26 protein-coding genes, 3 tRNA genes and 1 pseudogene are annotated in these 24,704 nt (G+C 57.3%); 21 read left to right on the top strand and 9 right to left on the bottom strand.

Annotation, left to right across the window (positions count from 1 at the left end):
• The first annotated feature begins 127 nt into the window (after positions 1-127).
• Entirely contained in the window at positions 128-1,153 is a 1,026-nt protein-coding gene (gene purR, locus IB144_RS11695; RefSeq protein WP_002907778.1) for an HTH-type transcriptional repressor PurR, read from the top strand.
• Here purR and punR read toward each other — a convergent pair.
• Entirely contained in the window at positions 1,080-2,084 is a 1,005-nt protein-coding gene (punR, locus tag IB144_RS11690) for a DNA-binding transcriptional activator PunR (RefSeq protein WP_004184276.1), read from the bottom strand. The two genes, purR and punR, sit on opposite strands and share 74 nt — an antisense overlap.
• A 112-nt stretch (positions 2,085-2,196) precedes the next feature.
• Here punR and punC point away from each other — a divergent pair, with 112 nt between their 5' ends.
• Together punC and cfa are read left to right on the top strand one after the other, a co-directional pair.
• Entirely contained in the window at positions 2,197-3,378 is a 1,182-nt protein-coding gene (punC, locus tag IB144_RS11685) for a purine nucleoside transporter PunC (protein ID WP_102016920.1), read from the top strand.
• A 292-nt stretch (positions 3,379-3,670) separates the two neighbouring features.
• The gene (cfa, locus tag IB144_RS11680) at positions 3,671-4,819 is read left to right on the top strand and encodes a cyclopropane fatty acyl phospholipid synthase (protein WP_002907788.1); all 1,149 of its coding nucleotides are present in this window, start codon (positions 3,671-3,673) and stop codon (positions 4,817-4,819) included.
• 35 nt (positions 4,820-4,854) lie between these two features.
• Here cfa and IB144_RS11675 read toward each other — a convergent pair whose 3' ends face one another.
• The gene (locus IB144_RS11675) at positions 4,855-5,490 is read right to left on the bottom strand and encodes a riboflavin synthase (protein WP_002907792.1); all 636 of its coding nucleotides are present in this window, start codon (positions 5,488-5,490) and stop codon (positions 4,855-4,857) included.
• Between the two features lie 229 nt (positions 5,491-5,719).
• On the opposite strand from IB144_RS11675, the gene mdtK reads away from it, so the two are divergent.
• Both mdtK and asr read left to right on the top strand, forming a co-directional pair.
• Positions 5,720-7,093, top strand: coding sequence for an MdtK family multidrug efflux MATE transporter (gene mdtK / locus IB144_RS11670; protein WP_004148609.1), 1,374 nt, complete (start codon positions 5,720-5,722; stop codon positions 7,091-7,093).
• Positions 7,094-7,268: 175 nt separating this feature from the next.
• Positions 7,269-7,607 (top strand): acid resistance repetitive basic protein Asr, encoded by a 339-nt coding sequence (gene asr, locus IB144_RS11665; RefSeq protein ID WP_032428160.1) that lies wholly within the window; start codon positions 7,269-7,271, stop codon positions 7,605-7,607.
• A gap of 140 nt (positions 7,608-7,747) precedes the next feature.
• Here the strand turns inward: asr and IB144_RS11660 are convergent, their stop codons facing one another.
• Complete coding sequence (locus tag IB144_RS11660; RefSeq protein ID WP_004175848.1) at positions 7,748-8,326, bottom strand: TIGR00730 family Rossman fold protein; 579 nt, start codon at positions 8,324-8,326, stop codon at positions 7,748-7,750.
• A 254-nt stretch (positions 8,327-8,580) separates the two neighbouring features.
• Here IB144_RS11660 and IB144_RS11655 point away from each other — a divergent pair.
• The 3 genes from IB144_RS11655 (at position 8,581) to IB144_RS11645 (ending at position 8,819) form a co-directional block, all read left to right on the top strand.
• Positions 8,581-8,657 (top strand) — tRNA-Val (locus tag IB144_RS11655).
• 4 nt (positions 8,658-8,661) lie between these two features.
• Positions 8,662-8,738: transfer RNA gene (locus IB144_RS11650), tRNA-Val, on the top strand.
• Positions 8,739-8,742: 4 nt separating this feature from the next.
• Positions 8,743-8,819, top strand: a tRNA-Val gene (locus IB144_RS11645).
• A 186-nt stretch (positions 8,820-9,005) separates the two neighbouring features.
• On the opposite strand, the gene IB144_RS11640 is transcribed toward IB144_RS11645, so the two are convergent.
• The 3 genes and pseudogenes from IB144_RS11640 to IB144_RS11630 all read right to left on the bottom strand — a co-directional run bounded on the left by IB144_RS11640 (position 9,006) and on the right by IB144_RS11630 (position 11,096).
• A complete protein-coding gene (locus IB144_RS11640) occupies positions 9,006-9,233 on the bottom strand; it encodes a hypothetical protein (protein ID WP_077253507.1) in 228 nt (75 codons plus the stop codon).
• Positions 9,230-9,499: pseudogene (locus IB144_RS11635) on the bottom strand (hypothetical protein); the annotation flags it as partial. The pseudogene IB144_RS11635 and the gene IB144_RS11640, both read right to left, overlap by 4 nt.
• A 712-nt stretch (positions 9,500-10,211) precedes the next feature.
• Positions 10,212-11,096, bottom strand: a complete 885-nt coding sequence (locus tag IB144_RS11630) for a LysR substrate-binding domain-containing protein (RefSeq protein WP_002907799.1) — start codon at positions 11,094-11,096, stop codon at positions 10,212-10,214.
• A 156-nt stretch (positions 11,097-11,252) separates the two neighbouring features.
• Between IB144_RS11630 and IB144_RS11625 the strand changes: the two genes are divergently transcribed.
• Positions 11,253-11,768, top strand: a complete 516-nt coding sequence (locus tag IB144_RS11625; protein ID WP_019705745.1) for a DUF4286 family protein — start codon at positions 11,253-11,255, stop codon at positions 11,766-11,768.
• 7 nt (positions 11,769-11,775) lie between these two features.
• Positions 11,776-12,612 (top strand): MBL fold metallo-hydrolase, encoded by an 837-nt coding sequence (locus IB144_RS11620; RefSeq protein WP_023316252.1) that lies wholly within the window; start codon positions 11,776-11,778, stop codon positions 12,610-12,612.
• A gap of 87 nt (positions 12,613-12,699) precedes the next feature.
• Here the strand turns inward: IB144_RS11620 and IB144_RS11615 are convergent, their stop codons facing one another.
• Positions 12,700-12,849 (bottom strand): hypothetical protein, encoded by a 150-nt coding sequence (locus tag IB144_RS11615; RefSeq protein ID WP_002907802.1) that lies wholly within the window; start codon positions 12,847-12,849, stop codon positions 12,700-12,702.
• Between the two features lie 401 nt (positions 12,850-13,250).
• Between IB144_RS11615 and IB144_RS11610 the strand changes: the two genes are divergently transcribed.
• The 3 genes from IB144_RS11610 (at position 13,251) to IB144_RS11600 (ending at position 14,741) form a co-directional block, all read left to right on the top strand.
• Positions 13,251-13,685: a winged helix-turn-helix domain-containing protein gene (locus IB144_RS11610; protein WP_004143863.1), complete on the top strand. Its 435-nt coding sequence runs from the start codon at positions 13,251-13,253 to the stop codon at positions 13,683-13,685.
• Positions 13,686-13,730: 45 nt separating this feature from the next.
• Complete coding sequence (locus IB144_RS11605; RefSeq protein ID WP_019705748.1) at positions 13,731-14,447, top strand: hypothetical protein; 717 nt, start codon at positions 13,731-13,733, stop codon at positions 14,445-14,447.
• 84 nt (positions 14,448-14,531) lie between these two features.
• Positions 14,532-14,741: a YdgH/BhsA/McbA-like domain containing protein gene (locus IB144_RS11600; RefSeq protein WP_002907807.1), complete on the top strand. Its 210-nt coding sequence runs from the start codon at positions 14,532-14,534 to the stop codon at positions 14,739-14,741.
• Between the two features lie 312 nt (positions 14,742-15,053).
• On the opposite strand, the gene IB144_RS11595 is transcribed toward IB144_RS11600, so the two are convergent.
• Positions 15,054-15,689 (bottom strand): carbonic anhydrase, encoded by a 636-nt coding sequence (locus tag IB144_RS11595; protein WP_002907811.1) that lies wholly within the window; start codon positions 15,687-15,689, stop codon positions 15,054-15,056.
• Between the two features lie 249 nt (positions 15,690-15,938).
• Between IB144_RS11595 and IB144_RS11590 the strand changes: the two genes are divergently transcribed.
• Positions 15,939-16,568, top strand: coding sequence for a LysE family transporter (locus IB144_RS11590; RefSeq protein ID WP_049000487.1), 630 nt, complete (start codon positions 15,939-15,941; stop codon positions 16,566-16,568).
• A 4-nt stretch (positions 16,569-16,572) separates the two neighbouring features.
• Here the strand turns inward: IB144_RS11590 and IB144_RS11585 are convergent, their stop codons facing one another.
• Positions 16,573-17,343: a DeoR/GlpR family DNA-binding transcription regulator gene (locus IB144_RS11585; protein WP_004180180.1), complete on the bottom strand. Its 771-nt coding sequence runs from the start codon at positions 17,341-17,343 to the stop codon at positions 16,573-16,575.
• A 91-nt stretch (positions 17,344-17,434) separates the two neighbouring features.
• Here IB144_RS11585 and IB144_RS11580 point away from each other — a divergent pair, with 91 nt between their 5' ends.
• The 7 genes from IB144_RS11580 to IB144_RS11550 all read left to right on the top strand — a co-directional run bounded on the left by IB144_RS11580 (position 17,435) and on the right by IB144_RS11550 (position 24,476).
• Entirely contained in the window at positions 17,435-17,818 is a 384-nt protein-coding gene (locus IB144_RS11580) for a VOC family protein (protein WP_019705750.1), read from the top strand.
• Between the two features lie 31 nt (positions 17,819-17,849).
• Positions 17,850-18,533 (top strand): CatA-like O-acetyltransferase, family 1, encoded by a 684-nt coding sequence (locus IB144_RS11575; RefSeq protein ID WP_004175829.1) that lies wholly within the window; start codon positions 17,850-17,852, stop codon positions 18,531-18,533.
• Between the two features lie 344 nt (positions 18,534-18,877).
• Positions 18,878-20,581 carry an ABC transporter substrate-binding protein gene (locus IB144_RS11570; RefSeq protein ID WP_065888658.1) on the top strand — a complete coding sequence of 568 codons (1,704 nt, stop codon included), beginning with the start codon at positions 18,878-18,880 and terminating at the stop codon, positions 20,579-20,581.
• A gap of 43 nt (positions 20,582-20,624) precedes the next feature.
• On the top strand, positions 20,625-21,584 hold the full coding sequence (locus IB144_RS11565; protein WP_004175825.1) for an ABC transporter permease: 960 nt from the start codon (positions 20,625-20,627) through the stop codon (positions 21,582-21,584).
• Positions 21,581-22,531, top strand: a complete 951-nt coding sequence (opp4C, locus tag IB144_RS11560) for an oligopeptide ABC transporter permease (RefSeq protein ID WP_074187645.1) — start codon at positions 21,581-21,583, stop codon at positions 22,529-22,531. Before IB144_RS11565 ends, opp4C begins: the two co-directional genes overlap by 4 nt.
• Positions 22,528-23,508, top strand: a complete 981-nt coding sequence (locus IB144_RS11555) for an ABC transporter ATP-binding protein (RefSeq protein WP_004210098.1) — start codon at positions 22,528-22,530, stop codon at positions 23,506-23,508. The genes opp4C and IB144_RS11555 overlap by 4 nt, the downstream gene beginning before the upstream one ends.
• Positions 23,505-24,476, top strand: coding sequence for an oligopeptide/dipeptide ABC transporter ATP-binding protein (locus IB144_RS11550; protein WP_023341680.1), 972 nt, complete (start codon positions 23,505-23,507; stop codon positions 24,474-24,476). Before IB144_RS11555 ends, IB144_RS11550 begins: the two co-directional genes overlap by 4 nt.
• The last annotated feature ends 228 nt before the right edge of the window (positions 24,477-24,704 follow it).

Genomic DNA, 24,704 nt, shown 5'->3' with positions numbered 1-24,704 from the left:
CCTTCCTGTCGTTCTGTGTCGTTTTCCCGACGTGATGCAATGTTGAAAATTGTATTCAGGGTGTGTGTAGGCAAACGTTTACGTATCGATGATCAGGCGATCAGGTCAAGGCATGGAGTGAGATGTAATGGCAACTATTAAAGATGTAGCGAAACGCGCAAACGTTTCCACTACAACTGTGTCACATGTAATTAACAAAACCCGTTTCGTTGCCGAAGAGACGCGTAATGCGGTATGGGCGGCGATCAAAGAGCTGCACTACTCGCCGAGCGCCGTGGCGCGCAGCCTGAAAGTCAATCACACCAAATCGATTGGCCTGCTGGCGACCAGTAGCGAAGCCGCCTATTTCGCTGAAATTATTGAGTCCGTTGAAAAGAGCTGCTTCCAGAAGGGCTATACTCTGATCCTCGGTAACGCGTGGAACGATCTGGAAAAACAGCGCGCCTATCTGTCGATGATGGCGCAAAAGCGCGTAGACGGTCTGCTGGTGATGTGTTCCGAGTATCCGGATTCGGTATTGAGCATGCTGGAAGAGTACCGCCATATCCCGATGGTGGTGATGGACTGGGGCGAGGCGAAAGCCGACTTCACCGATGCGGTGATCGATAACGCCTTCCAGGGCGGCTATATCGCCGGACGCTACCTAATTGAACGCGGCCATCGCGAAATCGGCGTGATCCCGGGCCCGCTGGAGCGCAACACCGGCGCGGGGCGACTGGCCGGCTTCATGCAGGCGATGAAAGAGGCGCATATCAGCGTGCCGGAAAACTGGATTGTGCAGGGCGACTTCGAGCCGGAGTCCGGCTACCGCGCAATGCAGCAGATCCTAAACCAGCAGCACCGCCCGACGGCGGTCTTCTGCGGCGGCGATATCATGGCGATGGGCGCTATCTGCGCGGCGGATGAAATGGGACTGCGGGTGCCGCAGGACATTTCGCTGATCGGTTATGATAATGTGCGCAACGCCCGCTATTTCAGCCCGGCGTTAACCACCATTCATCAGCCGAAAGATTCCCTGGGCGAGGCCGCATTTAACATGCTGTTGGATCGTATCGTCAACAAGCGTGAAGAGTCGCAGTCTATCGAAGTGCACCCTCGTCTGGTTGAGCGCCGCTCGGTAGCGGATGGCCCGTTTGTCGATTATCGTCGTTAAGGCATCTGGCGGGCGCGGATCTCTCCGGCGCCCGCAGCCACTCCCGATTCAGCGTGTCGCTGTCCCCCAGATAGTCAAGCATCCAGTTCAGCGCCGGTGAGGCATCGTTCTGCTGCCACGTCAGGCAGCAGGCGGCATCCGGGAACGGATTTTCCAGCGCCAGCGCAGTCCACTCGCCGCGATCTATCCATGGACGGGCGAAATGGCTCGGCACCATGCCGACGCAGAGTCCTGCCGACAAACAGGTTGCTGATGATTCCCAGTCAGGGACGACTACCCTCTTCTGGTTATCCAGCAACCATGTTGTCCGTTTAGGCAACGAGCGCGAGGTATCCTCCCGCACCAGCGACGGCCAGTTACGCAGGACGTCGTCGCTCAGGGGTCCATCCATCTTTGCCAGCGGATGATCGCTCGCCACCACGCAGTCCCAGCTCAGCATCCCCATATCGCGGAACGCATAGCGACCGCCGACCGGAATAGATCGCGTTGCGCCAATCGCCAGCTCAACGCGGCCGTCGGCCAGCGCATCCCATACACCATTGAATACTTCCTGAAAGACGATCAGTTCGACGTCGGGAAAATGGCGATAGAAGTCGACGATCATCTGACGCATCCGCGCCGGTTTCACAATATCATCCACTGCGATCGACAACTGTCCGCGCCAGCCGTTCGCAATTTGCTGACACTGCTGGCGGGTGATCTGCATTTTTTTGATAACAGAGCGCCCTTCCTGTAAAAACCAGACCCCGGCGGGGGTCAACTCCACATCACGATGGCGACGCTCAAATAAGGGAACGGCGAGCCACTCTTCGAGCTGACGCACGGTATAGCTGACCGCGGAAGGCACCCGGTGAAGCTCCTGCGCGGCCGCGCTGAAGCTGCCGTTACGGGCGACGGCATCAACCACTTCCAGAGAGTATTCAGACCACATTTTCTGCCTGCAAAATTTTTGAATGCATGTGACAAATATTAGCGTTTCACAAGCCACAATGCACTCCCTACACTCTGCGGCATCGTACCTGTACACCAACTATGAGAACGTTATGTCACAACCCGGGAAAGGATTTTTAGTCTGGCTGGCCGGCCTGAGCGTGCTGGGCTTTCTGGCCACCGATATGTACCTGCCGGCGTTTGCCGCCATGCAGCAGGATCTCAACACCACCGCCGCCTCCATCAGCGCCAGTCTGAGCCTGTTCCTCGCCGGCTTCGCGCTGGGCCAGCTGTTCTGGGGACCGCTGTCGGACCGCTATGGACGTAAACCGGTGCTGCTGAGCGGCCTGGCGATTTTCGCGGCCGGCTGTCTGGGGATGCTGTGGGTGCACAACGCCACCCTGATGCTGGCGCTGCGCTTTCTGCAGGCGATTGGCGTCTGTGCCGCGGCCGTTACCTGGCAGGCGATGGTCGCCGATTACTATCCTGCCCAGCGCACGAACCGCATCTTCGCCACCATTATGCCGCTGGTAGGACTGTCGCCGGCGCTGGCCCCGCTGCTGGGCAGCTGGCTGCTGGTGCACTTCGAGTGGCAAGCCATCTTCGCCACCCTGTTCGCCATCACTCTGCTGCTGATGCTGCCTGCCCTGCGCCTGAAGGCAGCCGCGAAGTCAGTAGTAGTGACGCAGCAAAAAATCACCTTTCTCGCGCTGCTGCGCTCCCGGGTATACAGCGGCAACGTCCTGATCTACGCCGCCTGTTCCGCCAGCTTCTTCGCCTGGCTTACCGGTTCACCTTTTATCCTGCATGAAATGGGCTATGGCCCAACCGCTATCGGCCTGAGCTATATTCCGCAGACCATCGCCTTTCTGGTGGGAGGCTATGGCTGTCGCGCGCTGCTGCAGAAATGGTCCGGTCAACAGATGCTGCCGTGGCTGCTGGTGATTTTTGCCGTCAGCGTAGCCGCCACCTGGCTGGTGGGCCTGCAAACCCATGCCTCGCTGGTGGCGTTAATGATCCCGTTCTGCATGATGGCGGTGGTCAACGGCGGGATCTACCCCATCGTGGTTGCTCAGGCGCTGAAGCCTTTTCCGCAGGCGACCGGCCGCGCGGCGGCGCTGCAAAATACCCTGCAGCTTGGCCTGTGCTTCCTGACCAGTCTGCTGGTATCCGCGCTGATCGCCACGCCGCTGCTGACCACCACCAGCGTCATGCTGGTTTCGATTGGCTTAGCCGGAATAGGCTATCGCCTGCAGCAGACGCCGGAGCTGACACCCCACTCTTCCCACGCGTAATGCCCGTCGCCAGGGCCCGGACCAGTCGTTAGCATGCTAAGAAATTTTTATTGAAAGCCAGTACTTAGCGTCCTATACTGGATCCGGGTTCACATAAATAGAAAATAGTTACAGATTAACGGATGCAGGATGCCTCCGTTTCACCATGGAAGGCCTTTCGGCAAGGGTTATCTCCCTTCCTCTGTTTACGTCGGATAGCGACTTCACGGATTATCCGTGAGATTTCTCACAAAGCCAAAAAAGCGTCTACGCTGTTTTAAGGTTCTGATCACTTGGGCGTGATGGAGAAGCTATGAGTTCATCGTGTATAGAAGAAGTAAGTGTACCAAATGATGACTGGTACCGGATTGCAGCTGAATTATTAGGCCGTGCGGGAATTGAAATCAATGGCTCCGCGCCGTCCGACCTGCGGGTTAAAAATCCTCTCTTTTTTAAACGGGTTTTGCAGGAAGGTTCGCTGGGTTTAGGCGAAAGCTATATGGACGGCTGGTGGGAATGCGAGCGTCTGGATATATTCTTCCACAAGGTGTTACGCGCCGGGTTGGAAAAGCAGCTCCCACACCATTTCAAAGACACACTCCGCATCGCAGGCGCTCGTCTGTTTAATCTACAAAGTAAAAAACGTGCCTGGATTGTCGGTAAAGAGCACTACGACCTCGGCAACGATCTCTTCAGCCGGATGCTTGATCCCTATATGCAATATTCCTGCGGTTACTGGAAAGAGGCGCAGAGCCTCGAGGCCGCCCAGCAGGCTAAGCTGGATCTCATCTGCCGCAAACTGGAGCTGGAGCCAGGCATGCGGGTACTGGATATTGGCTGTGGATGGGGCGGTCTCGCCGAATATATGGCGCGAAATTATCAGGTCAGCGTCGTGGGTGTAACCATCTCCGCCGAGCAACAAAAAATGGCCCAGGCGCGCTGCGCCGATCTCGATGTAGAGATTCGTCTCCAGGATTATCGCGATCTGCACGACAGCTTTGACCGCATCGTCTCCGTTGGCATGTTTGAGCACGTGGGGCCGAAAAATTACGCCACCTACTTTGAGGTTGCCGACCGTAATTTGAAACCCAACGGCCGCTTTTTACTGCACACCATTGGTTCCAAGGTCACCGACCATAACGTTGACCCGTGGATCGATAAATATATCTTCCCGAACGGCTGCCTGCCTTCCGTGCGTCACATTGCCGAAGCCAGCGAGAAGCACTTTGTGATGGAAGACTGGCACAACTTCGGCGCCGATTATGACACGACCCTGATGGCCTGGTATGAGCGTTTCCTCGCCAGCTGGCCGGAAATTGCCGATAACTATTCTGAGCGTTTCAAACGCATGTTTACCTATTATCTGAACGCCTGCGCCGGCGCCTTCCGCGCCCGCGACATTCAGCTCTGGCAGGTGGTGTTCTCGCGCGGTATTGAACATGGACTGCGCGTCGCCCGTTAAATAACACTCCCCCGCTTATCGGCGGGGGATTTTTTTCAGGCTTCATTGACCTTAGCCGCCATCTCTTTCGCGGCCAGCACGCGTTCGACCGTATCGACAACCGCCTGGGTCTGCGGATCAATCTCAATATTGACGCGATCGCCCAGTTTTTTCGCTCCCAGGGTGGTCCGCTGCAGCGTCTCCGGAATAAGATGCACGCAGAAACGGGTCGCCGTCACCTCACCCACCGTCAGACTAATGCCGTCAATACCGATGAATCCTTTATAGAGGATGTATTTCATCAGCGTTGGATCCTGCACTTTAAACCAGATCTGACGGTTATTTTCGGAAGTCAGAATCTTCACGATTTCCGCGGTGGTCATAATGTGGCCGGACATTAAATGCCCGCCGATTTCATCACTAAATTTCGCCGCTCGCTCGACGTTCACTTCATCGCCGACCTGAATATCGCCAAGATTGGTAATCCGCAGCGTCTCTTTCATCAGATCGAAGCTGATGCGCGCGCCGTTGATTTCGGTCACCGTCAGGCAGCAGCCGTTGTTGGCTACCGAGGCGCCGGTTTCCAGCCCCTCCAGCATATGTGCCGGTAACTCAACCACGTGAGTGCGAAAATTGGGTTTATCATCAATGGAGACCACTTTCGCGGTTCCCTGAACAATACCAGTAAACATGTTTGGCTCCTGTTGAAAATCATGACGGTATCATTACCGCTTTCGCTATCGGGAACAATAACAGGAGGGCAAAGCGGTTGCCAGCGCGCTTCGTGCCTCGACTCTTTTTTCACTGGCTTAATAGCCAATCCTCGCTACAATAGACTGGAAATTCCTCATTTTTATCCCCTTGCTGCCAGTTACGGCGGCTTTTTTAGTCTCAAAATAACAACAATTCGAAGGTGTTCACGTGCAGAAGTATTTCGTTGAAGCGCGTCAGTTATTAGCTCTGGCTATACCCGTCATCCTTGCGCAGGTGGCGCAGACGGCGATGGGTTTTGTCGATACCGTGATGGCGGGTGGCTACAGCGCCACGGATATGGCCGCCGTGGCCATCGGGACCTCCATCTGGCTGCCGGCGATCCTCTTCGGCCACGGCCTTCTGCTGGCGCTGACCCCGGTGGTGGCGCAACTTAACGGATCCGGGCGGCGAGAGCGTATCGCGCCGCAGGTGCGTCAGGGCTTCTGGCTGGCCGGCTTTGTCTCGGTGCTGATCATGGTCGTGCTGTGGAACGCCGGATACATCATCAGCTCCATGCATAACATCGATCCGCTGTTGGCAGAGAAGGCGGTTGGCTACCTGCGCGCGCTGCTGTGGGGCGCGCCGGGCTATCTGTTCTTCCAGGTCGCCCGTAACCAGTGTGAAGGGCTGGCAAAAACCAAGCCCGGGATGGTCATGGGCTTTATTGGATTACTGGTCAACATTCCGGTGAACTATATTTTTATCTATGGTCATTTCGGCATGCCCGAGCTGGGCGGCGTCGGCTGCGGTGTGGCGACGGCCTCCGTTTACTGGGTGATGTTCGCCAGCATGCTGTGGTGGGTGCGCCGGGCGCGTACGATGCGCGATATCCGCTGCGCCGAGCGCTTCAGCGGCCCTGATTTTGCCGTCCTGTTACGGCTGGTGCAGCTGGGGCTGCCCATTGCTCTGGCGCTGTTCTTTGAAGTCACTCTGTTTGCCGTCGTCGCGCTGCTGGTCTCCCCGCTCGGGATCATTGACGTCGCTGGTCACCAGATCGCGCTTAATTTCAGCTCGCTGATGTTCGTTCTGCCGCTGTCGCTGGCGGCGGCGGTCACCATTCGCGTCGGCTTCCGCCTTGGCCAGGGCTCAACGATCGATGCCCAGGTTTCGGCCCGCACCGGCGTGGGCGTGGGGGTCTGCCTGGCGGTATTTACCGCTATCTTTACCGTCCTGATGCGTAAGCAGATTGCGTTGCTGTATAACGATAATCCCGAGGTGGTGACGCTGGCCTCGCACCTGATGCTGCTGGCGGCTATCTATCAGATCTCCGACTCTATTCAGGTGATCGGCAGCGGCATTCTGCGCGGCTATAAAGATACGCGGTCTATCTTTTTTATTACCTTTACCGCGTACTGGGTGCTGGGTTTGCCAAGCGGCTATCTGCTGGCGCTGACCGATATGATTGTGCCCCGCATGGGACCTGCCGGTTTCTGGTGCGGATTTATCATCGGTCTGACCTCCGCCGCCATCATGATGATGCTGCGGATGCGTTTTCTGCAGCGCCAGCCTTCCAGCATCATCTTACAGCGCGCTGCGCGCTAACTTGTCTAAGCCCGCCGCTCCGGCGGGCTTTTTCGTTCTTCGCTATAACGGCGCGTTGTACATTCCGTTACTCCCTGACACCAAAGACTCACTGATAGCCTCCCGGCAGGCGCTTATAGTGTTGCCAACAGCCCCGCAGTGGGGTTACTCAAGAAACCAAGTCGAGGATTTCAGAATGAAAAAAGTATTAGCTCTGGTCGTTGCCGCTGCTATGGGTCTGTCATCAGTTGCTTTCGCTGCCGATGCGGCAAGCACCACCCCGAGTGCAGCAGCCAGCCATACTACCGTTCACCATAAGAAACATCACAAAGCGGCCGCGAAACCGGCAGCCGAGCAGAAAGCGCAGGCGGCGAAGAAACACCACAAAGCTGCTGCAAAACCGGCTGCTGAGCAAAAAGCCCAGGCGGCGAAGAAACACCACAAAACCGCTGCGAAACCGGCAGTCGCGCAGAAAGCGCAGGCTGCAAAGAAACATCATAAAGCGGCACACCACGCAGCTAAACCGGCGGCATAATGGTCAGGGCGTTAAGGTGATAAACCGGCGCTGAACAGCGCCGGTTTTTTTTCAGGAGGACATCATGCTGCAACGCTATCGCTTCGAATTGCTGCTGTTACTGCTCATCGTCTGCGCGCTGTTTACCCTGCGCTTGATGTTTAAATAGCTGGCTGCTGAACCCATTTACGGGCCGGCGGCGTATAGTCGCGAAAACCGGCGATAATCTCGTCTGCCGAGGTAGCGAACGGCAGCATCTCCGCGTAGCGCGGGTGCATAAACCCTTCCCGTACCATGTTATCGACCATCGCCTGAAGCGGATCGTAATAACCCTTAATATTCAGGAACGCGCACGGTTTCTCATGGATCCCCAGCTGCGCCCAGGTCCATTGTTCGAAAATCTCCTCGAGCGTCCCCGCCCCGCCCGGCAGGGCAATAAAGCCATCCGCCAGCGCCGCCATTTTGGTTTTCCGCTCGTGCATATCCTCGACCACATGCAGCTCCGTCAAGCCGCGGTGGGCAATTTCCCGCTCCACCAGGCCGCGCGGCATCACGCCGATCACCACGCCACCGGCCTCCAGCGCCGCATCGGCGACCGCCCCCATCAGACCAACTTTGCCGCCGCCATAGACAAGCGCCAACCCCTGCTGCGCCAGCGTACGTCCAACCAGACGGGCGGTTTCGAGGTACAGCGGATGTTCGCCAGCTGAAGAACCGCAGAAAATACCAATCGATTTCATCTTCGTTATGACTCCTTCTCTTCTGGTGGCCGATAATTTAACACATCGCCAACCCTTCCGCGCAGGTTTGGACTGCCTGAAAAATAAGAGCCGTGATGCTCGCTGGCGAAGAAATATCCTTGTGGTTCAGTAAAATATATCCGGAATGAGTAAAAGTTCCGCAATCGCATGCAATGTGCAAGAAAAGTGACGTTTACCTCTTGCCACATCCCCTCCCTGCCGCTAATATGCGTCCCCGTTGTCACCACAACATTGCGTTCGTAGCTCAGTTGGTTAGAGCACCACCTTGACATGGTGGGGGTCGTTGGTTCGAGTCCAATCGAACGCACCATAATGCGTTTATAGCTCAGTTGGTTAGAGCACCACCTTGACATGGTGGGGGTCGTTGGTTCGAGTCCAATTAAACGCACCATAATGCGTCTGTAGCTCAGTTGGTTAGAGCACCACCTTGACATGGTGGGGGTCGATGGTTCGAGTCCATTCAGACGCACCAATCATCTTTCCTTCTGTAATTCCTGAATTTTATCACCTGCTCCCCGTTGGTATTGCTGACTTAAAATGTTGTGTTTTGGCAAAGCGTTTTCCTTGCATAGTCCATACTAGTCCACATGAGTGCTAAGGAAGCCAACCCTTTTAATGAGCATCAAAAATCGATCAACAGACCACGCCGTTTAATTTCTTAATGATAATCATTCCATTCATCATAAATATATGCATATGCAAATCGATATATCAGATACCCCACCAGGAATTCCACAACTGAAAGTAAACCCCAGAGAAATTTATATTCATTTACTGAGAAAAAAAAGAACCAACCAGCCAGCGCGATACCTGAAGCACCTAATCCCATCCCAGCCCCTCTGATAACACGGGAAAACAGGATGAGTAATGTTCGTTTTATATTCATAATCCACCAAAGAAATATTCACATATTTTGTTAAATTCTGCTGGATTCTTATCACTGGCCATACACGCTGTTTCGAAAGGTTTTACAATATCCTCAACATGAAAATACAGAAGATCCAGATCTCGCAGATTTTGCAGTTTATCATGCAGTACCGGATTTCTGCGCTTCAGATATCGGGACGTGTATATTGCTCTGGATGTTTCAGCTCCAACGGATAATAATAATCCGGCAAGACTTCCTGCAAAAAAAGCGGACACTCCTCTTGAGGCGTTCCCCTCTTCCTCATCCCGCTCCGCGTCAGGTGCTGCGGCTTCGGTCCTGCCGCCATATGGGTTAACAGTTGCTGATTCAGCAGGCTGTCGATATTGCGCCCCCCCGGTGAACAACCATCCGGTAGCGTGACTGCCTCGGCGGTTGCTTTACCAAACTGGTTGCATCGTTTATCAGCCTGTTCCTCATCGCTTCACTCCATCTTTTCTGGCGTTAAAATTCATCATTACGACCTCCATTCGTTACCCTTCGCCACCCACTGGTCGCGCTATCGCACCCGCCTGCTTTCGCGAACGCTACCGCCCGTCGCTGTCTCCCTACAGGAACCCAAAGCGCACTGGGTAAGGCAGAACGGTGATCTTTTATTTAACGCCCGGAATAACAGTCGCTCAGCTATACATGCACAAGGAAATCCCGTTCGTATCCACATCCTGCCGGAGTACGTCCAGTTTTAATTCAGTGGCATCTCGGTTCAGATCGGGAGTAACTGCGTAATGCTGAAAAAGACGACAAACAGAATAAAAAAAATAAACTGATAATATTTTGTAAGACGAGAGAAGGAGGCCGTCTGGACGCAGGGCGGAAGCGGTGGCTTCGCAACAACAATATTCCATACTGAAAACTATTCCCTGGCCTAAAAAAGCGAGCGCGCGGTAAAACAGGGAGGAAACCATGGGCGGCGCTAAATATCTCCCGACCAGCTCTGACTTAACCTGCCGCAATCTCCGTCTGCAGCCAGCGCTCAAACATCTGCAGCGCTGGCTCCCCCTCCCCGCCGCCGGGTTTGATCAAACAGAAGCGCTTAGCCAGCGTCGGGGAGCCCGGCCACGGGGCAACCAGCGTTCCGGCGCTCAGCTCGCTTTCCACATACATCTTCGGCACCAGGGCCACACCCTGCTGGCTAAGTACCGCGGCGATCGCCATCTCATGCAGATCGTAGCGCGGCCCCTGGGCGGGGTTATCCAGCGCCAGACCGCACTCGCGGGCATAGTGCAGCCAGGCGTCCGGGTTTTGCCGCCGGTGAATGCGCGTTAGCCGGTTAAGCAGCCCCGGAAGATCGTCATCCGTCAGCAGCGCAGCATGGCAGACCGGCAGCAAATACTCCGCAAATAAAAACGTCACCTCCATTCCGGTCCACGCCGGGTGTTCAAAATGGATGGCAGCATCAAATCCGCTTCCCGGCAGAATGAAGGGATCGCTGCGGGCGGCGATATTGACCACGATATGCGGATGCTGCGCCGCAAAGCGCCCGAGCCGGGGAATTAACCAGCGGCTGGCGAAGGTGGGGAGCACGGCGATCTCCAGGCTGCGGCCATCGACGGGCATCCCGCTGACGTCATGGGTGTCCCGTTCCAGACGAGCGAGGATCTCGCGGACCTGACGAGCATAGCGGGCGCCTGCCGGATTGAGCCGCACCCGGCTCCCCGTCCTGTCGAAGAGTTTACTGTCGAGGAGCGCTTCCAGACGGGCAATCTGCCGGCTGATGGCCCCTTCCGTTAACGCGAGCTCCGCCGCCGCGCGGGCAAAGTTGCCGTGACGAGCCGCGGCCTCAAAAGCCAGTAGCGCAGCGCTGCTGGGGATTTTACGACGCATAGCCAATGCTCCTTGTGCAGGCTCACCGAAAGTCAGTGACAGAATATCACTAAGTCTTGAATTAACATCGTTTTTCAGCGCCATTTTTAGCCGATAGGATGATGAAAACTCACTAAAGCGCCTTGTGCGCCACATCATCTGTTCATCGAGGTCACTATGCTCTATGTCGTCGAATGCGCCTACACCGATCCCCAAAGCGAAGCGGCGTGGAATACCTTTTACAATCAGGAAAAACTACCGGCGCTGGTCTCTGTGCCCGGTTTCTACGCCTCCCAGCGCTTCCGCGCTCTCAGCGAGGGCTGCCCCTGCTACCTGGCGCTGCACGATATCCACGATGCTACCGTCATCGACAGCGACGCCTACCGCCGCAACGGCGGCGGCCATTTTGCCCGCTGGCAATCGGCGATCGCCGACTGGCATCGCCACCTCTATCTAACGAATAATACGCTGCGGGAGGTTGCCCCGGATGAAGTGCTGCTGCTGGGCGATACCGCGGAGGACTTGCCCGTCGCTGCGCCGATACACCTGCAGCCAGGCGGCCTGGCGACCGAACAAAGCCGGTATGCCGCCATCCTCCCACGAGACAACCTGCATCACCTGGCCACGACTGCCGCCGTCTTTATCTATCAGCCCATCACCGCCCGGTTACGCAACCCGGCGCAGCGCGCGTGAGGTCGCCATGTCACCTGCTCCCTTTTATACGTTGACCGCTGGCGACCTGACGGTGACTGCCGTGAGTGATGGTCTGATGTCAGCGCCGCTGTCCTTACTCTCGGGTATCTCACGGGAGGAGGCGGAACATCTGCAGCGGCAGTCAGGATTAGCCTCGCCGGAGACCATTGCGATTGGCGCCTATCTGATCCGCGGTCGCGGGAACACGGTGCTGGTGGATACCGGCACCGGCGGAGCCAATGGCGTTGGCGGCGAACTTATCGCCAATCTGGCGCGGCTCGGCGTTGGTCCCGAGGAGATCGACGCCATCCTTCTCACCCACGCCCATCCGGACCATATCGGCGGCCTGCTGTCCGCCGCTGGTACGCCAGCGTATCCCAACGCCACGGTGTTCCTGCCTACGCGGGAAAGCGCTTACTGGCTGGCAACATCCACGTTCGACAACGCCAGCGATCGCGGCCGGCGCAACGTGCTGCTTGTTCGCCGTGTACTGGCGAACTGCGCGGCGCAAATCAGCGGGGTTGATGATGAGGAGGTGATCGCCGGGATCCGCCCGTGCCCTCTGCCCGGCCATACGCCCGGGCATACCGGGTATCGTCTCGAAGCGGGCGATACCTCGCTGCTGATCTGGGGGGATATCGTCCATTTCCCGTCCATTCAGTCTGCGCGGCCAGAAGCCTCGGTCGCCTTCGACGTCGATCCTGAACAGGCCCGGCGTACCAGGGAGATCCTGCTGCGCCAGGCCGCCAGCGAACGGTGGTTGATTGCCGGTATGCATCTTGGCCTGCCGGGATTCGCCAGAGTGGAGAACACCGCCTCAGGCTATTGTCTGCGCTCGGTGTGATCGTTGAGCAGAACAATGACCACAGTAAAACCCCGGTCGCGGCATGAGCACGACCGGGGCGTTTTGTCCGGGAAAGTGGACGAGCCGTTAACCGCGGCTCTTCCAGCCTTTTTTACTTTTGCAGCTAGCTTTGGTGGCGACCCACGGGTGACGTAGCTGAGTCAACTGAAGATCCTGGGAGGCCGGGCTGGCCGACCAGCGTTTGTTGCACAGAGGCTTACGAGTTGCAATGACCATAAAAACGCTCCTGAAAAGTAATGAACCATTCCCTGGGTAGTTCCACAAGTTCAGAATTAGCGTATCACCGCGTAACGGAAGTTATTTCAATCTTTGTTTTAGAATGTAAATGGTCATCGCCCTCTGAAATAGCTTAAATTGATCCAAATCAATTTAAGTGCATTTATTTTTCGATGCCACCTATATTTTCAACCGCTTACCTTCGCCAGCCGCCTGATTAAGACTTTTCCTATACCGCATAATACAACAGAATCAAGCGATATTATCAGATTTTTATTCTAGTTATGTATGGCTATGTGGTTATTTGTTTTGATTATTCTAACTGATAAAATTCACTTGGTCAGTCAGCAGCGGGCAGGTACTCTGCACCGGCAAGAAGAGGATTTGTCAGGGAGTGGTGGATGACTAAAGGCTATAAACTACTTGGCTATAAGTTAGCGGATAATATTTTCTACTGCCTGCATCATCGGGAAATTATCACGCTGCGCGGGACACGGACGCAAGTCCAGCTACGCAGCACCATGGCCTGTTTACTGGAGTACCTGCTGGCGCACGGCAGAGAACGTCTGGTCAGCGATGAAGAGTTAATGATTAACGTTTGGGAAAAAAATAATCTCCGCCCTTCCGCGCAGCGCCTATGGCAGGTTATTCAGAGCTTAAAGTCTCGCTTACACCAGGCTGGCGTGGAGAGCGCGTTAATCATCCGCGTTAAGTGTGCGGGGTATTATATTAATAACGTTTACGTAGCCGAAATTTATTCATACAAACCGCCGGGGATGATGAATTATATAAACACTTCGCCTGCTGATATGAATAAGCTTCTGGTACGCAGCTAACCCCCTCCCCGCGCCGTTTACATCGCCAGCAACAGGGTTTATTCGTTGAATATTTTAATTCACAGCAATAATATTTATTTTAATATCGGTATCGCCCAGTGTTTTCGGGATATTCAGAAAACAGCGCCCGAATTAAAGGTTATTCACTCCCTGCCCCTCAGCCATCTTCCAGAACTGTCCGGGCTGGATGTGATTATTTTGTCACTGGAAAACTATCATGATTACCTGGCTGCCGCTGAAATCGCTCAGCACTTTCAGGGCCTGGTCATTGGCTTTACGTCAGCCGGCAACGTAAGGCGCGGACGCGCCTTTTTCGCGGATACCCTACTGTGGGTCAGCCAGCGCGAAGCGGTACGTGAAGTGAGCCGCCTTCTGCGCTGCCTGGCCGAGCGCCGCTGGCCACTCGTGCCGCGTCACCAACGTCAGAGCGTTTCTTTCCGTCAACGAGCCCCGCTCAACCGCCTGGAGATGCGGATGATTGATGCCACCATGAAGGGTCAGTCGGTTCATCAAATGGCCGCTACGCTGGGGATTAATCGCAAGCGTGTTTATAACGGCCTGGAAAGGATTAAAGTGAATTTCCGCCTGGTCAGTCATAGCCATTTTCATCATTTCATGACCGACAGGCTCTCTTTTAGTCGCCTGTCTGCCGACCTCCGATGCCTGACCACAGCAGCTAATGCAACCCTGCCGCCGCGCGCAGCCTCGAGGCTGGCGGAAAATCATTCATATTATTTGAAAGAGTTTCGCAAATTGTTTTGATTTTAGGCTCCAGCAATCAAGCGTATTCTTTATCACATCAGGGCAACAGGCCCTTTATCAGACACCAAATTAAGGAATACGACCATGAAATTCATCAAAACTTTCGTTGCTGTTGCTGCGCTGTCTCTGTTCTCTGCTGCCAGCTTTGCTCAGAGCGTCAGCGCCACTGCCTCCACGCTGGACCGCGCGGAAGCTAAAATTGCCGCCCAGGCCGCAGAACAGGGTGCATCCTATAAAATTACCAGCGCCCAGTTTAACAACCGTGTTCATATGACGGCTGAACTGAGCAAATAAACCCTTGCCCCTAAACGTTTCCTAAAGCGCCGCCTGGACGGCGCTTTAGTTTTTCCCCCTTCCTGACATTTCCCGGCAGGTCCATGCGGCATTCGCCGGATCCCGGACAATACTGACTCTCAGCACAAAAAGAGCCTGATAGCAATAAATACCCGATTGGCTGGATTATCTGCGGCTTGTCGGCGTAAAGCGGAGAGGTCTGTCGCCGCGAATCAGTCGGAGGCCTTCCGCTGTCTGCAAAGCGGCGCCCGTTTTGGCAAAATTTGCGTGGCGTGGTGAGGGTTTGCAGGGCCTCCGTGCCCTGGAAAGACTTTATTCGAAAAAGACGTCCGGATTTTCCGACAGCGAAACAAAGGATTTCGTGTTTTTATCCAGCGCCTGAATATCGCCGGTTTCGATGTCGTAGAACCAGCCATGCAGGCGCAGGGTATGGTCGCGCAGACCAACCGCCACCGAAGGATGGGTCTTGATGTTATTCAGTTGGGCGATGACGTTTTCCTGCACCATGCCATTGACCTTATCGGTTTCGCTAGCCCAGGTTTTCTTTTCCACCACCGCTTTCGCGGCATCGGCATAGCGTAGCCAGTGAGACACCGCCGGCATCGGCTCAAGGCACTGACAGGTGGCGATCGCTTTCATCGCGCCGCAGTTGGAATGGCCGCAGATCACGATATCCGTCACGCCCAGCGCAACCACGGCATATTCGATGGTCGCGGAAACGCCGCCCGGCTCCGGCCCGAAAGACGGCACGATATTCCCGGCATTACGAATGACAAAGAGCTGTCCCGGCTCCTGCTGGGTAACCAGTTCCGGCACCAGACGGCTGTCAGAACAGGAGATGAAAAGCGCTTTGGGATTCTGGCTGGAGGCCAGGCTGCGGAAGAGTTCTTTACGCTGGGGGAAGATCTCTTTCTGGAAGTTGAGGAAGCCCTCAATGATATGTTGCATAGCAGTGTCTCTTCTCTGTAGTTATTACGGTATGACAAAGATCACAGTTATTCAGTTTACCATCGATGACAAGAATGGGAATCGTTATTCAAACAGTTGCGCAGAAAACGCGCGCCGCCAACGCCTGCTTCTCCCCGTCTAACACACACCTTTTTGACGTGCTTTCCTGAACCAGTTTGCTACTCTGTCTGCTCCAACCGTCCACACGTTACCGACCGCCTGCCTGCGGCGGACATAACAGGAGTCGCTATGTTCCTATCCAGCCTGATGGCCATTGCCGCGGTGCTGATCATGGGCGTGATCAGTCCCGGCCCAAGCTTTATTTTTGTCGCGCGCAATGCCGTCGCTCGCTCGCGTCTGCACGGTATGGTGACCGCCCTCGGTACCGGCGCCGGTGCGGCCATTTTCTCCATTATGGCGATGCTGGGCCTGCAGAAGGTGCTCACCGCGGTGCCGGAGCTGTTTATTGGTTTGAAGGTGGCGGGCGGGCTCTATCTGCTGTGGCTGGGCTATAAAATTTTTCGCGGGTCGGCGCAGCCGATGGACTTTTCCGCCAGCGGGATGGCCGGCAACCGCTCTTTGCTGAAGACCTTCCGCGACGGGCTGTATACTCAGCTCAGCAATCCCAAAACTGCGCTGGTGTTCGCCTCAATTTTTACCGCCCTGCTGCCGGCGCAGATCCCCACCGCCTTCTATTACATCGTGCCGCTGATGAGCTTTCTGATCGACGTCAGCTGGTATTCGCTGGTGGCGCTGGTGCTGTCTGCCGACCACCCGCGGCGCGTCTACCTGCGGCTGAAGCGGCGGATCGACATCGCCACAGCGACGGTGCTGGGGGCGCTGGGCCTGCGGCTTATCGCCACCTCCCTCACCCGCTAGCGGGTTACACGGTATAGATGCGAATATCGTGCTGCTGAAAGGCAACGCGATATTCGCGACTGATATTCTCTTCCACCACCAGCACATCGATATCGCTGCTGGCGGCCACCACAAACCGCGCTGCTGCCGGAATTTTATCCGAAGTCAGACCAACAATAATTTCGCTGCACTGTTTAATGACCGCTTTCTTGAACTCGCAGTCGGCATAGTCAAAGCCGGTCAGGCCCGACTCTGGCGCCATCGCGCAGCCGCCGATAAACCCCTGGTCGAATAACATGCCCTGCACCTGAGCCACCGCCGCGGCGCCGACGCAACCGCCGCTCGCGCGCTGTACCTGGCCGCCAAGGATCACCACGTCATACAGCGGTTTTTTCACCAGTACCGCGGCGATCTCCGGCGAGTTCGTTACCACCGTCAGCGCCAGCTCGGTGGGCAGCGCCTCGGCCATCGCCAGATTGGTGGTCCCGGTATCAATGAAAATAGTGCCGCCGGGCTTCACCAGCCGGGCACACTGTTGCGCGATCCTGAGCTTTATCGCGCGGTTTTTATCTTTCCGCTGACTGTAATCCCCCGCTTCCGGCAGACTCAGCACCGCCCCGCCATACACCTTTTTACAGAATCCCTCGCGGCTGAGCTCATGCAGATCGCGGCGGATGGTATGCTCCGACACCTGAAGACGCGCCGCCAGCTCCGCGCACACCACTCTGCCGTTTTCCTGCAGGATCTGGCAAATCAGCGCTTGTCGCTGTTGAGGGAAAGCAGCATAATCGAGCATAACACAATCCTTAAATGATCAAAACCGAGCAGTAGCAAGCATGATCGTCTGCCCTGCTCTGGTTGTCAACGTTCCTGCCCGGAGGTTTACCATGAAAATTGCCCATTTCGCCCTGTGGACCCAACAGCTAGACGTCCAGGCCCGCTTCTGGGTGGACTTCTTTGCCGCCAGCATCAATGAAAAATACCTTAGCCAGACCAACCCCGGCTTTGCCTCCTATTTTGTTACTATCGACGACGAGGTGGTGATCGAGCTGATGACCAAGCCTGGCCTGCAGCAGGCCAGCGCGGTTAATAACCATACCGGCTGGGCGCATCTGGCCCTCTCGGTGGGCGGGGCGGAACAGGTCGATGCCATCGCCCAACGCGCCGGGGCCGCCGGAATACTGATTTCGCCGCCGCGCACCACCGGCGACGGCTATTATGAGGCGGTGATCGCCGATCCCGATGGCAACCTGATCGAAATCGTCGCATAGTCAGCAGAACGCCAGTATTCAGGAGGCATCCATGGCACATTACCGGATTATCGACACCGCATCCTGGCCCCGCCGGGACCATTTCACTTTTTACCGCCAATTCGCCAACCCCAGCTTTAATCTCTGCGTGCCGATAGCGGCGCAGCGCCTGTACGAATGTGCGAAGGACCGTCGGGTCTCGTTTTTTCAGCTCGCGCTCTATGCCCTGCTGCGCGCGGCCAACGGGGTACCGCAGCTACGCCAGCGCGTGCGGAACGATGAGGTGATTGAATATGACAGTCTGGCAGTAATGACGCCGGTGATGACCGTCGGAGAGGGATTCCGTCAGGTGTGGTGCGACAACGCCCCCGAGTTCACCGCCTTCAGCGCCGCGGCCACGCCGAAGATTGTCGCGGCAAGAGAGACATCCCCGGCGCCGCTCATCGTCGATGGCGAGCATTTTATCTGCGCCAGCTGTCTGCCATGGCTCCACTTCACCTCGATGACCCATGCGGAATATGCCGTCGGCGCGGCGGTCCCCGCGCTCACCTGGGGAAAATTGCAGAATGGCGTTATCCCGGTGGCCGGGCGGTTTAACCATGCCTTCGTCGATGGTCTCCACGCCAGCCGCTTTTATGCCCTTGTCGAAGAGGGATTTAATGACCCCGAGCGGCTCTGGTTGCCGCTAACCGAAACCGCACCCTCCCTGCTTCCCCCAGCGGCGAAGGAGCGTTAACGTCTGCCCGGAACTGACCGCCAGGGAGCCTTCCTCCCTGCACGGTGGTCGGTACGGGGCCACTATCATCGTTCCCTTTCAGCCGGCGAATACCGCGCAGGTGTGACGCCTGTTCAGAACCTCGCGATTGAAAAGCTGGGTCACAGACAGCATGCTGACCAACCATCATCAGACAGCGGAAACCACTGCTTCATAGCCATAAAATGGGATTATATTGCCGATCCTTTGCTAAGGATAATTAGTTATAAATCATAGCGTTTCAGTGTTAGACAGGGCGAAGTGCGCCTCTTATCTTTCGTCATGAATTGTAAATAACCACGCAATCATTTGATGAGGTAGCACTTTTGTCCAGATTACAACAAGGATTAAAAACCAGACAAACCCGCTTCGCCCTGGCGCTAAAAGTGGCCCTGCTCGGCGGCGTGGTAGCATTTTCTTCTGTTGCCCATGCGGAAGTGATCCTGAAAGAAGGCATCACCCCGGCCAGCGACGCCAGCCAGATCCCGGCCAGCGCCAAACTGCGCACAGACACGGTGGTGGCCGGGATCTCCGAGCCGCAAGGGATCTTTAACCCCTACTTTTTCGTCAACGGCTGGGATGAGAACGTGACTAACGTCATTTTTTCACGCCTGATCGACTGGGACAGCCAGGGCAAGCTGGTCCCGGGACTGGCGGAGAGCTGGACGGTCAGCCCGGATAACAAAGTCTATACCATCAAATTGCGCCCTGGCCTCACCTTTAGCGACGGCTCACCGCTGACGGCGGAAGATGTCGCCTTTACCCTGACGGTCCTGCTCGACCCCAGCTATGATGGCGATACCGACATCACCCTGGCCAATATCGCCGGCGGGGCGGACTACAAAGCCGGCAAGGCTGACAGCGTCAGCGGCCTGAAGGTCATCGACCCGCTCACCCTGCAGGTGACCACCACGCAGCCAGGCGCCACCACGCTGGCCAAAATTGGCGGGCCTGTACTGTCGAAAGCCTGGTACGGCAAAGGGTATCAGCGGGGGAATCTCGACTATCTGCGCTCACTGCACGGCAAGCCGCTGGGCAACGGCCCTTACGTGTACGACAAATATATTCCCGGTCAGGAAATACGCTTCCATGCCAATAGCCATTTTTACCGAGGGACGCCGCCAACGCCGCGCTTTATCTATCGCGTGACCAATCCGTCCACCAACTTCCAGCTGTTCCAGACCGGGGAGACCGACTACGACGCCTTTACCTCGCGCCCCGACGATATTGAGCAACTGAAGATGCTCGGCTTCGCCAATATTAATCTTTACGGCTCCAGCGACTACAGCCAGGTGGAATTCAACGTGCATCGCCCGGCGCTACAGGATAAGCGGGTGCGCCAGGCGCTGATTTACGGCCTGGATAGGCAGAAGCTGATCGACGTGGTCTATCAGGGATACGGCAAAGTCGCCATCGAACCGATCGCGCCGATCTCCTGGGCCTTTAACGCTGAAGGCGTCAACCCTTACCCTTACGATCCGGCACAGGCCAAAAAGCTGCTGGATGAGGCCGGCTGGAAACCAGGCGCCGACGGTATCCGCGCCAAAGACGGCCAGCGCCTGGAGCTGACCCTGCTGGTGAGCAAGAAGGTGCTCAACGATGCGCTGATCCCCATCGCCAAGGAGAACTGGCGGCAGATCGGCGTGCTGCTGAAGCCGCAGGTGGTGGATTTCAACGCCCTGATGGCGCAGCGCAAAGCCGGAAATTACGATTTGGCCTCGTTCAGCACCAGCACCCTCAACGACCCGCACGACGGGGTATGGGATTTCTACAGCAGCGAAGCTAAAGAGTCCGGCTACCATAACGCGGAAGTCGATAAGCTGATTAACGCCGGCAACGCGGTGCTCGACATCGAACAGCGCAAGCCGATCTACCACCAGCTGTATAAAGTGCTGGCCGACGATCCGCCGGTGATCCTGCTCGGCTATCGCGAGATCCTTTCCGCCAGCAGCGTCCGCGTCAGCGGCTTTAAGCCGGATATCTACAACGGCCTGACCGGCAGCCTGCCGGATGTAAAAATCGTCAAATAAATCCCTGGCCGCCGGGTTAACCGGCGGCTGATGTGAGACCGTCATGAGAAATTTCATCCTGAGGCGCCTGCTGCAAACGCTGCCGATGCTGCTGCTGGCCTCCTTCATTATTTTTTTGCTGTTTGCCAAAACCCCCGGCGACTTTATCGATGGCAATATCACCCTGACCGCTGCCCGCGCCGCGGAGCTGAAGGCGATCTACGGCCTCGACCAGCCGCTGTTGACCCGCTACCTCCACTGGCTGGGACAGTTGCTGCGCGGTGATTTAGGCTTTTCGCTGCAGTATCAGATCCCGGTCAGCCAGTTGCTCAACCAGTACATCTGGAACTCTTTTCTGCTGGCCAGCGTCGCGCTGGTCTTTTACTGGGGCATCGGCCTGGCGGTCGGCGTGGTTTCTGCCCTGCGACCCGGCTCCTGGTTTGATCATCTGGTGAGCGTCGCGGTGTTTGCCGCCATGTCGTTCCCCACCTTTTTCCTCTGCCTGCTGCTGATTAAATGGTTCGCCGTCGATCTCCACTGGCTGCCGGTAGGCGGGATGACCAATACCGGCAGCGACGAGAGCGGCTGGCAGTATGTGCTGCAGGTGGCTGCCCACCTGGCGCTGCCGGTGCTGGCGCTGGTGATGCTGCAGGCGGGCAGCCTGACGCGCTATGTGCGCGCCAGTATGCTCGACGTGGTGAAAATGGATTTTATCCGTACCGCCCGCGCCAAGGGGTTGCAGGAGCGCACGGTGATCCTCAAACATGCCCTGCGCAACGCCCTGCTGCCGATTATCACCCTGCTGGGCTTCGAGCTGCCGGGGCTGTTCTCCGGGGCGATCATTACCGAAAAGGTATTCAACTGGCCGGGGGCGGGCCACATTCATATCGACTCGCTGGCCGCCCGCGACTATCCGGTACTGATGGGGTTTACCCTGTTTCTGGCGGTGCTGACGATCGTCGGGAATCTGCTCGCCGACGTGCTGTACGCCTGGGCCGATCCGCGTATTCGGGTGAGGTCATGATGATCCTGTCTTACTTAGCTTCCCGTCGCCGCCAGCGGCAGGCGGCTATCCCGGCGCTGGCGCACATTACCCCCTCTCCCTGGCGCCAGGGGTGGCGACAGCTGCGCCGTAACCGGCTGGCCATGTTCTGCCTGCTCCTGCTGGCGGTGATGGCGGTGTGGTGCGTGCTGGGGCCCGTCTGGTCGCCGTGGAGAGATGATGCCACCGACGCCCTGAGCATCAACCAGCCGCCCGGGGCGGAACACTGGCTGGGGACCGATTTCCTCGGTCGTGATGTCTACACCCGCCTGCTGCTGGCCGGGCGCATCTCGCTGGTTATCGGCCTGCTGACCATGGTGATGTCGGTGTGCCTCGGCTACCTGCTCGGCGCCCTCTCGGGTTACGTCGGCGGATTAACCGACAAACTGATCATGCGCGTGGCCGACCTGGTGATGACTATCCCTGGGTTACCGCTATTGATCGTCGCCGGGGCGATGCTTTCCGAGCTCGATTTTTCGCCGGACTCGCGCATTTATATGGTGGTGGTGATGCTCAGCCTGCTGGAGTGGCCCCGACTGGCGCGGCTGGTGCGCGGGCAATGTCTCTCCCTGCGCGAACGCGATTTTATGCTGGCCACCAAGGTGCTGGGCCTGTCGGCGCGTCGACGGCTGTTTGGCCACCTGCTGCCGAATACCATTCCGATTCTGGTGGTGATGGCGACCATGGCCGTCGCCAACGCCATTCTCAGTGAATCCGCGCTGAGCTATCTCGGCCTCGGCGTGGTGCCGCCGACGCCGTCGTGGGGCAATATGATGGATGCCGCTAACAGTCTGATCGATTTCCAGCGTCGCCCCTGGCTGTGGATGCCGCCGGGCATCGCCATCTTTATCACCGTGATCGCCATCAACGTGCTGGGCGATGGCCTGCGCGATGCCATGGATCCCAATATGAAACCGAGGCTGAAATGACCACGCCGTTAGTCTCCTTTGATCATCTTTCCGTCTCTTTCGCCGGCGAACGCTCTCGCGTGCGCGCGGTGCAGGAGGTTTCTTTCACCATTCAGGCCGGGCAAACCGTTGGCGTGGTGGGTGAATCCGGCTGCGGCAAAAGCGTCACCGCCATGGCGCTGATGGGCCTCCTGCCGCCGCAGACGGCGCGCATCGACGGCGGCGAGATCCGCTTCGCGGACCGCGATCTGCTGCGGCTGAAAGCCAGACAGATGGCCGATCTGCGCGGTCACCAGCTGGCAATGATTTTTCAGGAACCGATGTCGGCCCTCAACCCGGTGTTGACCATCGGGGAGCAGCTATGCGAACCGCCGATCCGCCACCTCGGCGCCACGCCGAAAGCCGCCTGGCATCAGGCCATCCAGCTGTTAAGCGAGGTCGGCCTGGCGCGCGGGGACAGCCTGATGACCCGCTATCCTCACCAGCTTTCCGGCGGCATGCTGCAGCGGGTGATGATCGCCATGGCGCTGAGCTGTCGGCCCAAACTGCTGATCGCCGACGAACCCACCACCGCGCTCGACGTGACCGTGCAGGCGCAGATCCTACGCTTGCTGCGGGATCGGGCCCGGGCCAGCCAGATGGCGATGATGCTGATTACCCACGACCTGGGGGTGATCGCGCAGATGGCCGAGCAGGTGGTGGTGATGTATGCCGGACGAATTGTGGAACAAGGCGCCACCGCGGAAGTGCTACGGCATCCTCAGCATCCCTACACGCGGGGGCTGATCGCCTCCCGACCGGTGCCCGGTGAGCGGCGTCGGCGGCTGTACTCAATTCCCGGCCAGGTGCCGGATCTGGCCGCCCTGCCGGCGGGCTGCGCCTTTGCCGGGCGCTGCGAGCGGGCGACGGCGCGCTGCCGGGAGGCGATTCCGCCGCTGCTCGGCGACCGCCAACGTGCTGCCTGCTTTTATAGCGAATTTGCGGAGGTGACAGCATGAGCGAACGCTATGTCATTGAAGTGGATGGATTGAAAAAATATTTTCCGCTACGCGACGGCCTGTTTGGTCAGCAGACCGGCGAGCTTCGCGCGGTGGACGGCATCAGCTTTAATATCCGTCCGGGCACCATTTTTGGCCTGGTGGGCGAGTCCGGCAGCGGTAAAACCACCGTCGGCCGGACCCTGCTTGGCCTGTACGAGAAGAGCGCCGGCAGCGTGAAATTTCACGGTCAGGAGCTGGCCGACCTGACCGCGCCTGCCCTGCGCGCTATCCGGCCTAGGATGCAGCTGGTGTTTCAGGACCCCTATAGCTCGCTGAACCCGCGGCTGCGTATTGGCGACGCGATTGGCGAAGCCATGCTGGAGCACAAACTGTGCGCCCGCAATGAGCTATATGACCGGGTGATCGACGTGATGAAGATCTGCGGCCTGGCGCCGGAACACTATGCCCGCTTCCCGCATCAGTTTTCCGGCGGCCAGCGTCAGCGGATCGGTATTGCCCGGGCGCTGATCCTCAACCCGGATTTTATCGTCGCCGATGAACCCATCTCGGCCCTTGATGTGTCGATTCAGGCGCAGATCATCAATTTGTTTTCCGACCTGCGCGACAACCGCGGCGTCACGTTTCTGTTTATCTCCCACGACCTCGGGGTGGTGGAGCATTTATGTGACGATGTGGCGGTGATGTATCTCGGGCAACTGGTGGAAAGCGCCAGCCGCGATGCGCTGTTCAGCCGCCCCCTCCATCCCTACACCCGCGCCCTGCTGGCTGCGGTGCCGACCCTCGACCCGCACAGCGAACCGCAGGCGCTGGTGCAAGGCGAGATCCCGGATCCGGCCAATCCCCCCGCCGGCTGCCGCTTTTCATCCCGCTGCCCGCTGGCCAGCGAACGTTGCCGCAGAGAGCCTCCGGCGCTGCGCGAGGTGGCCCCGGGCCATCGGGTCGCCTGTCATTGGGTCGCATCCTGAGCGCGGTCGATGGGGTTATTTATTTCTAAACAACCGACCGATTGTGCGCGGCAGCGCCAGGATTTACTATCCGCCCCGTCTTGTGAGACGCGCGATAAATGAAGCGGAACATCTTTGTACTCTTTTGCCCAATGGCTTCGGGCATTTTTTCTCCACGCCCGGGAGCGATCCTCCCGGCAAGATATTTAGCGGGGCGCGGTCGCCCGTCTGTCAAAACGCAGCAATGGA

This window comes from Klebsiella sp. K4 (assembly GCF_014596785.2).
GTDB classification, from domain to species: Bacteria; Pseudomonadota; Gammaproteobacteria; order Enterobacterales; family Enterobacteriaceae; genus Klebsiella; species Klebsiella pneumoniae.
This window is presented reverse-complemented; position numbering and strand designations above follow the sequence as displayed.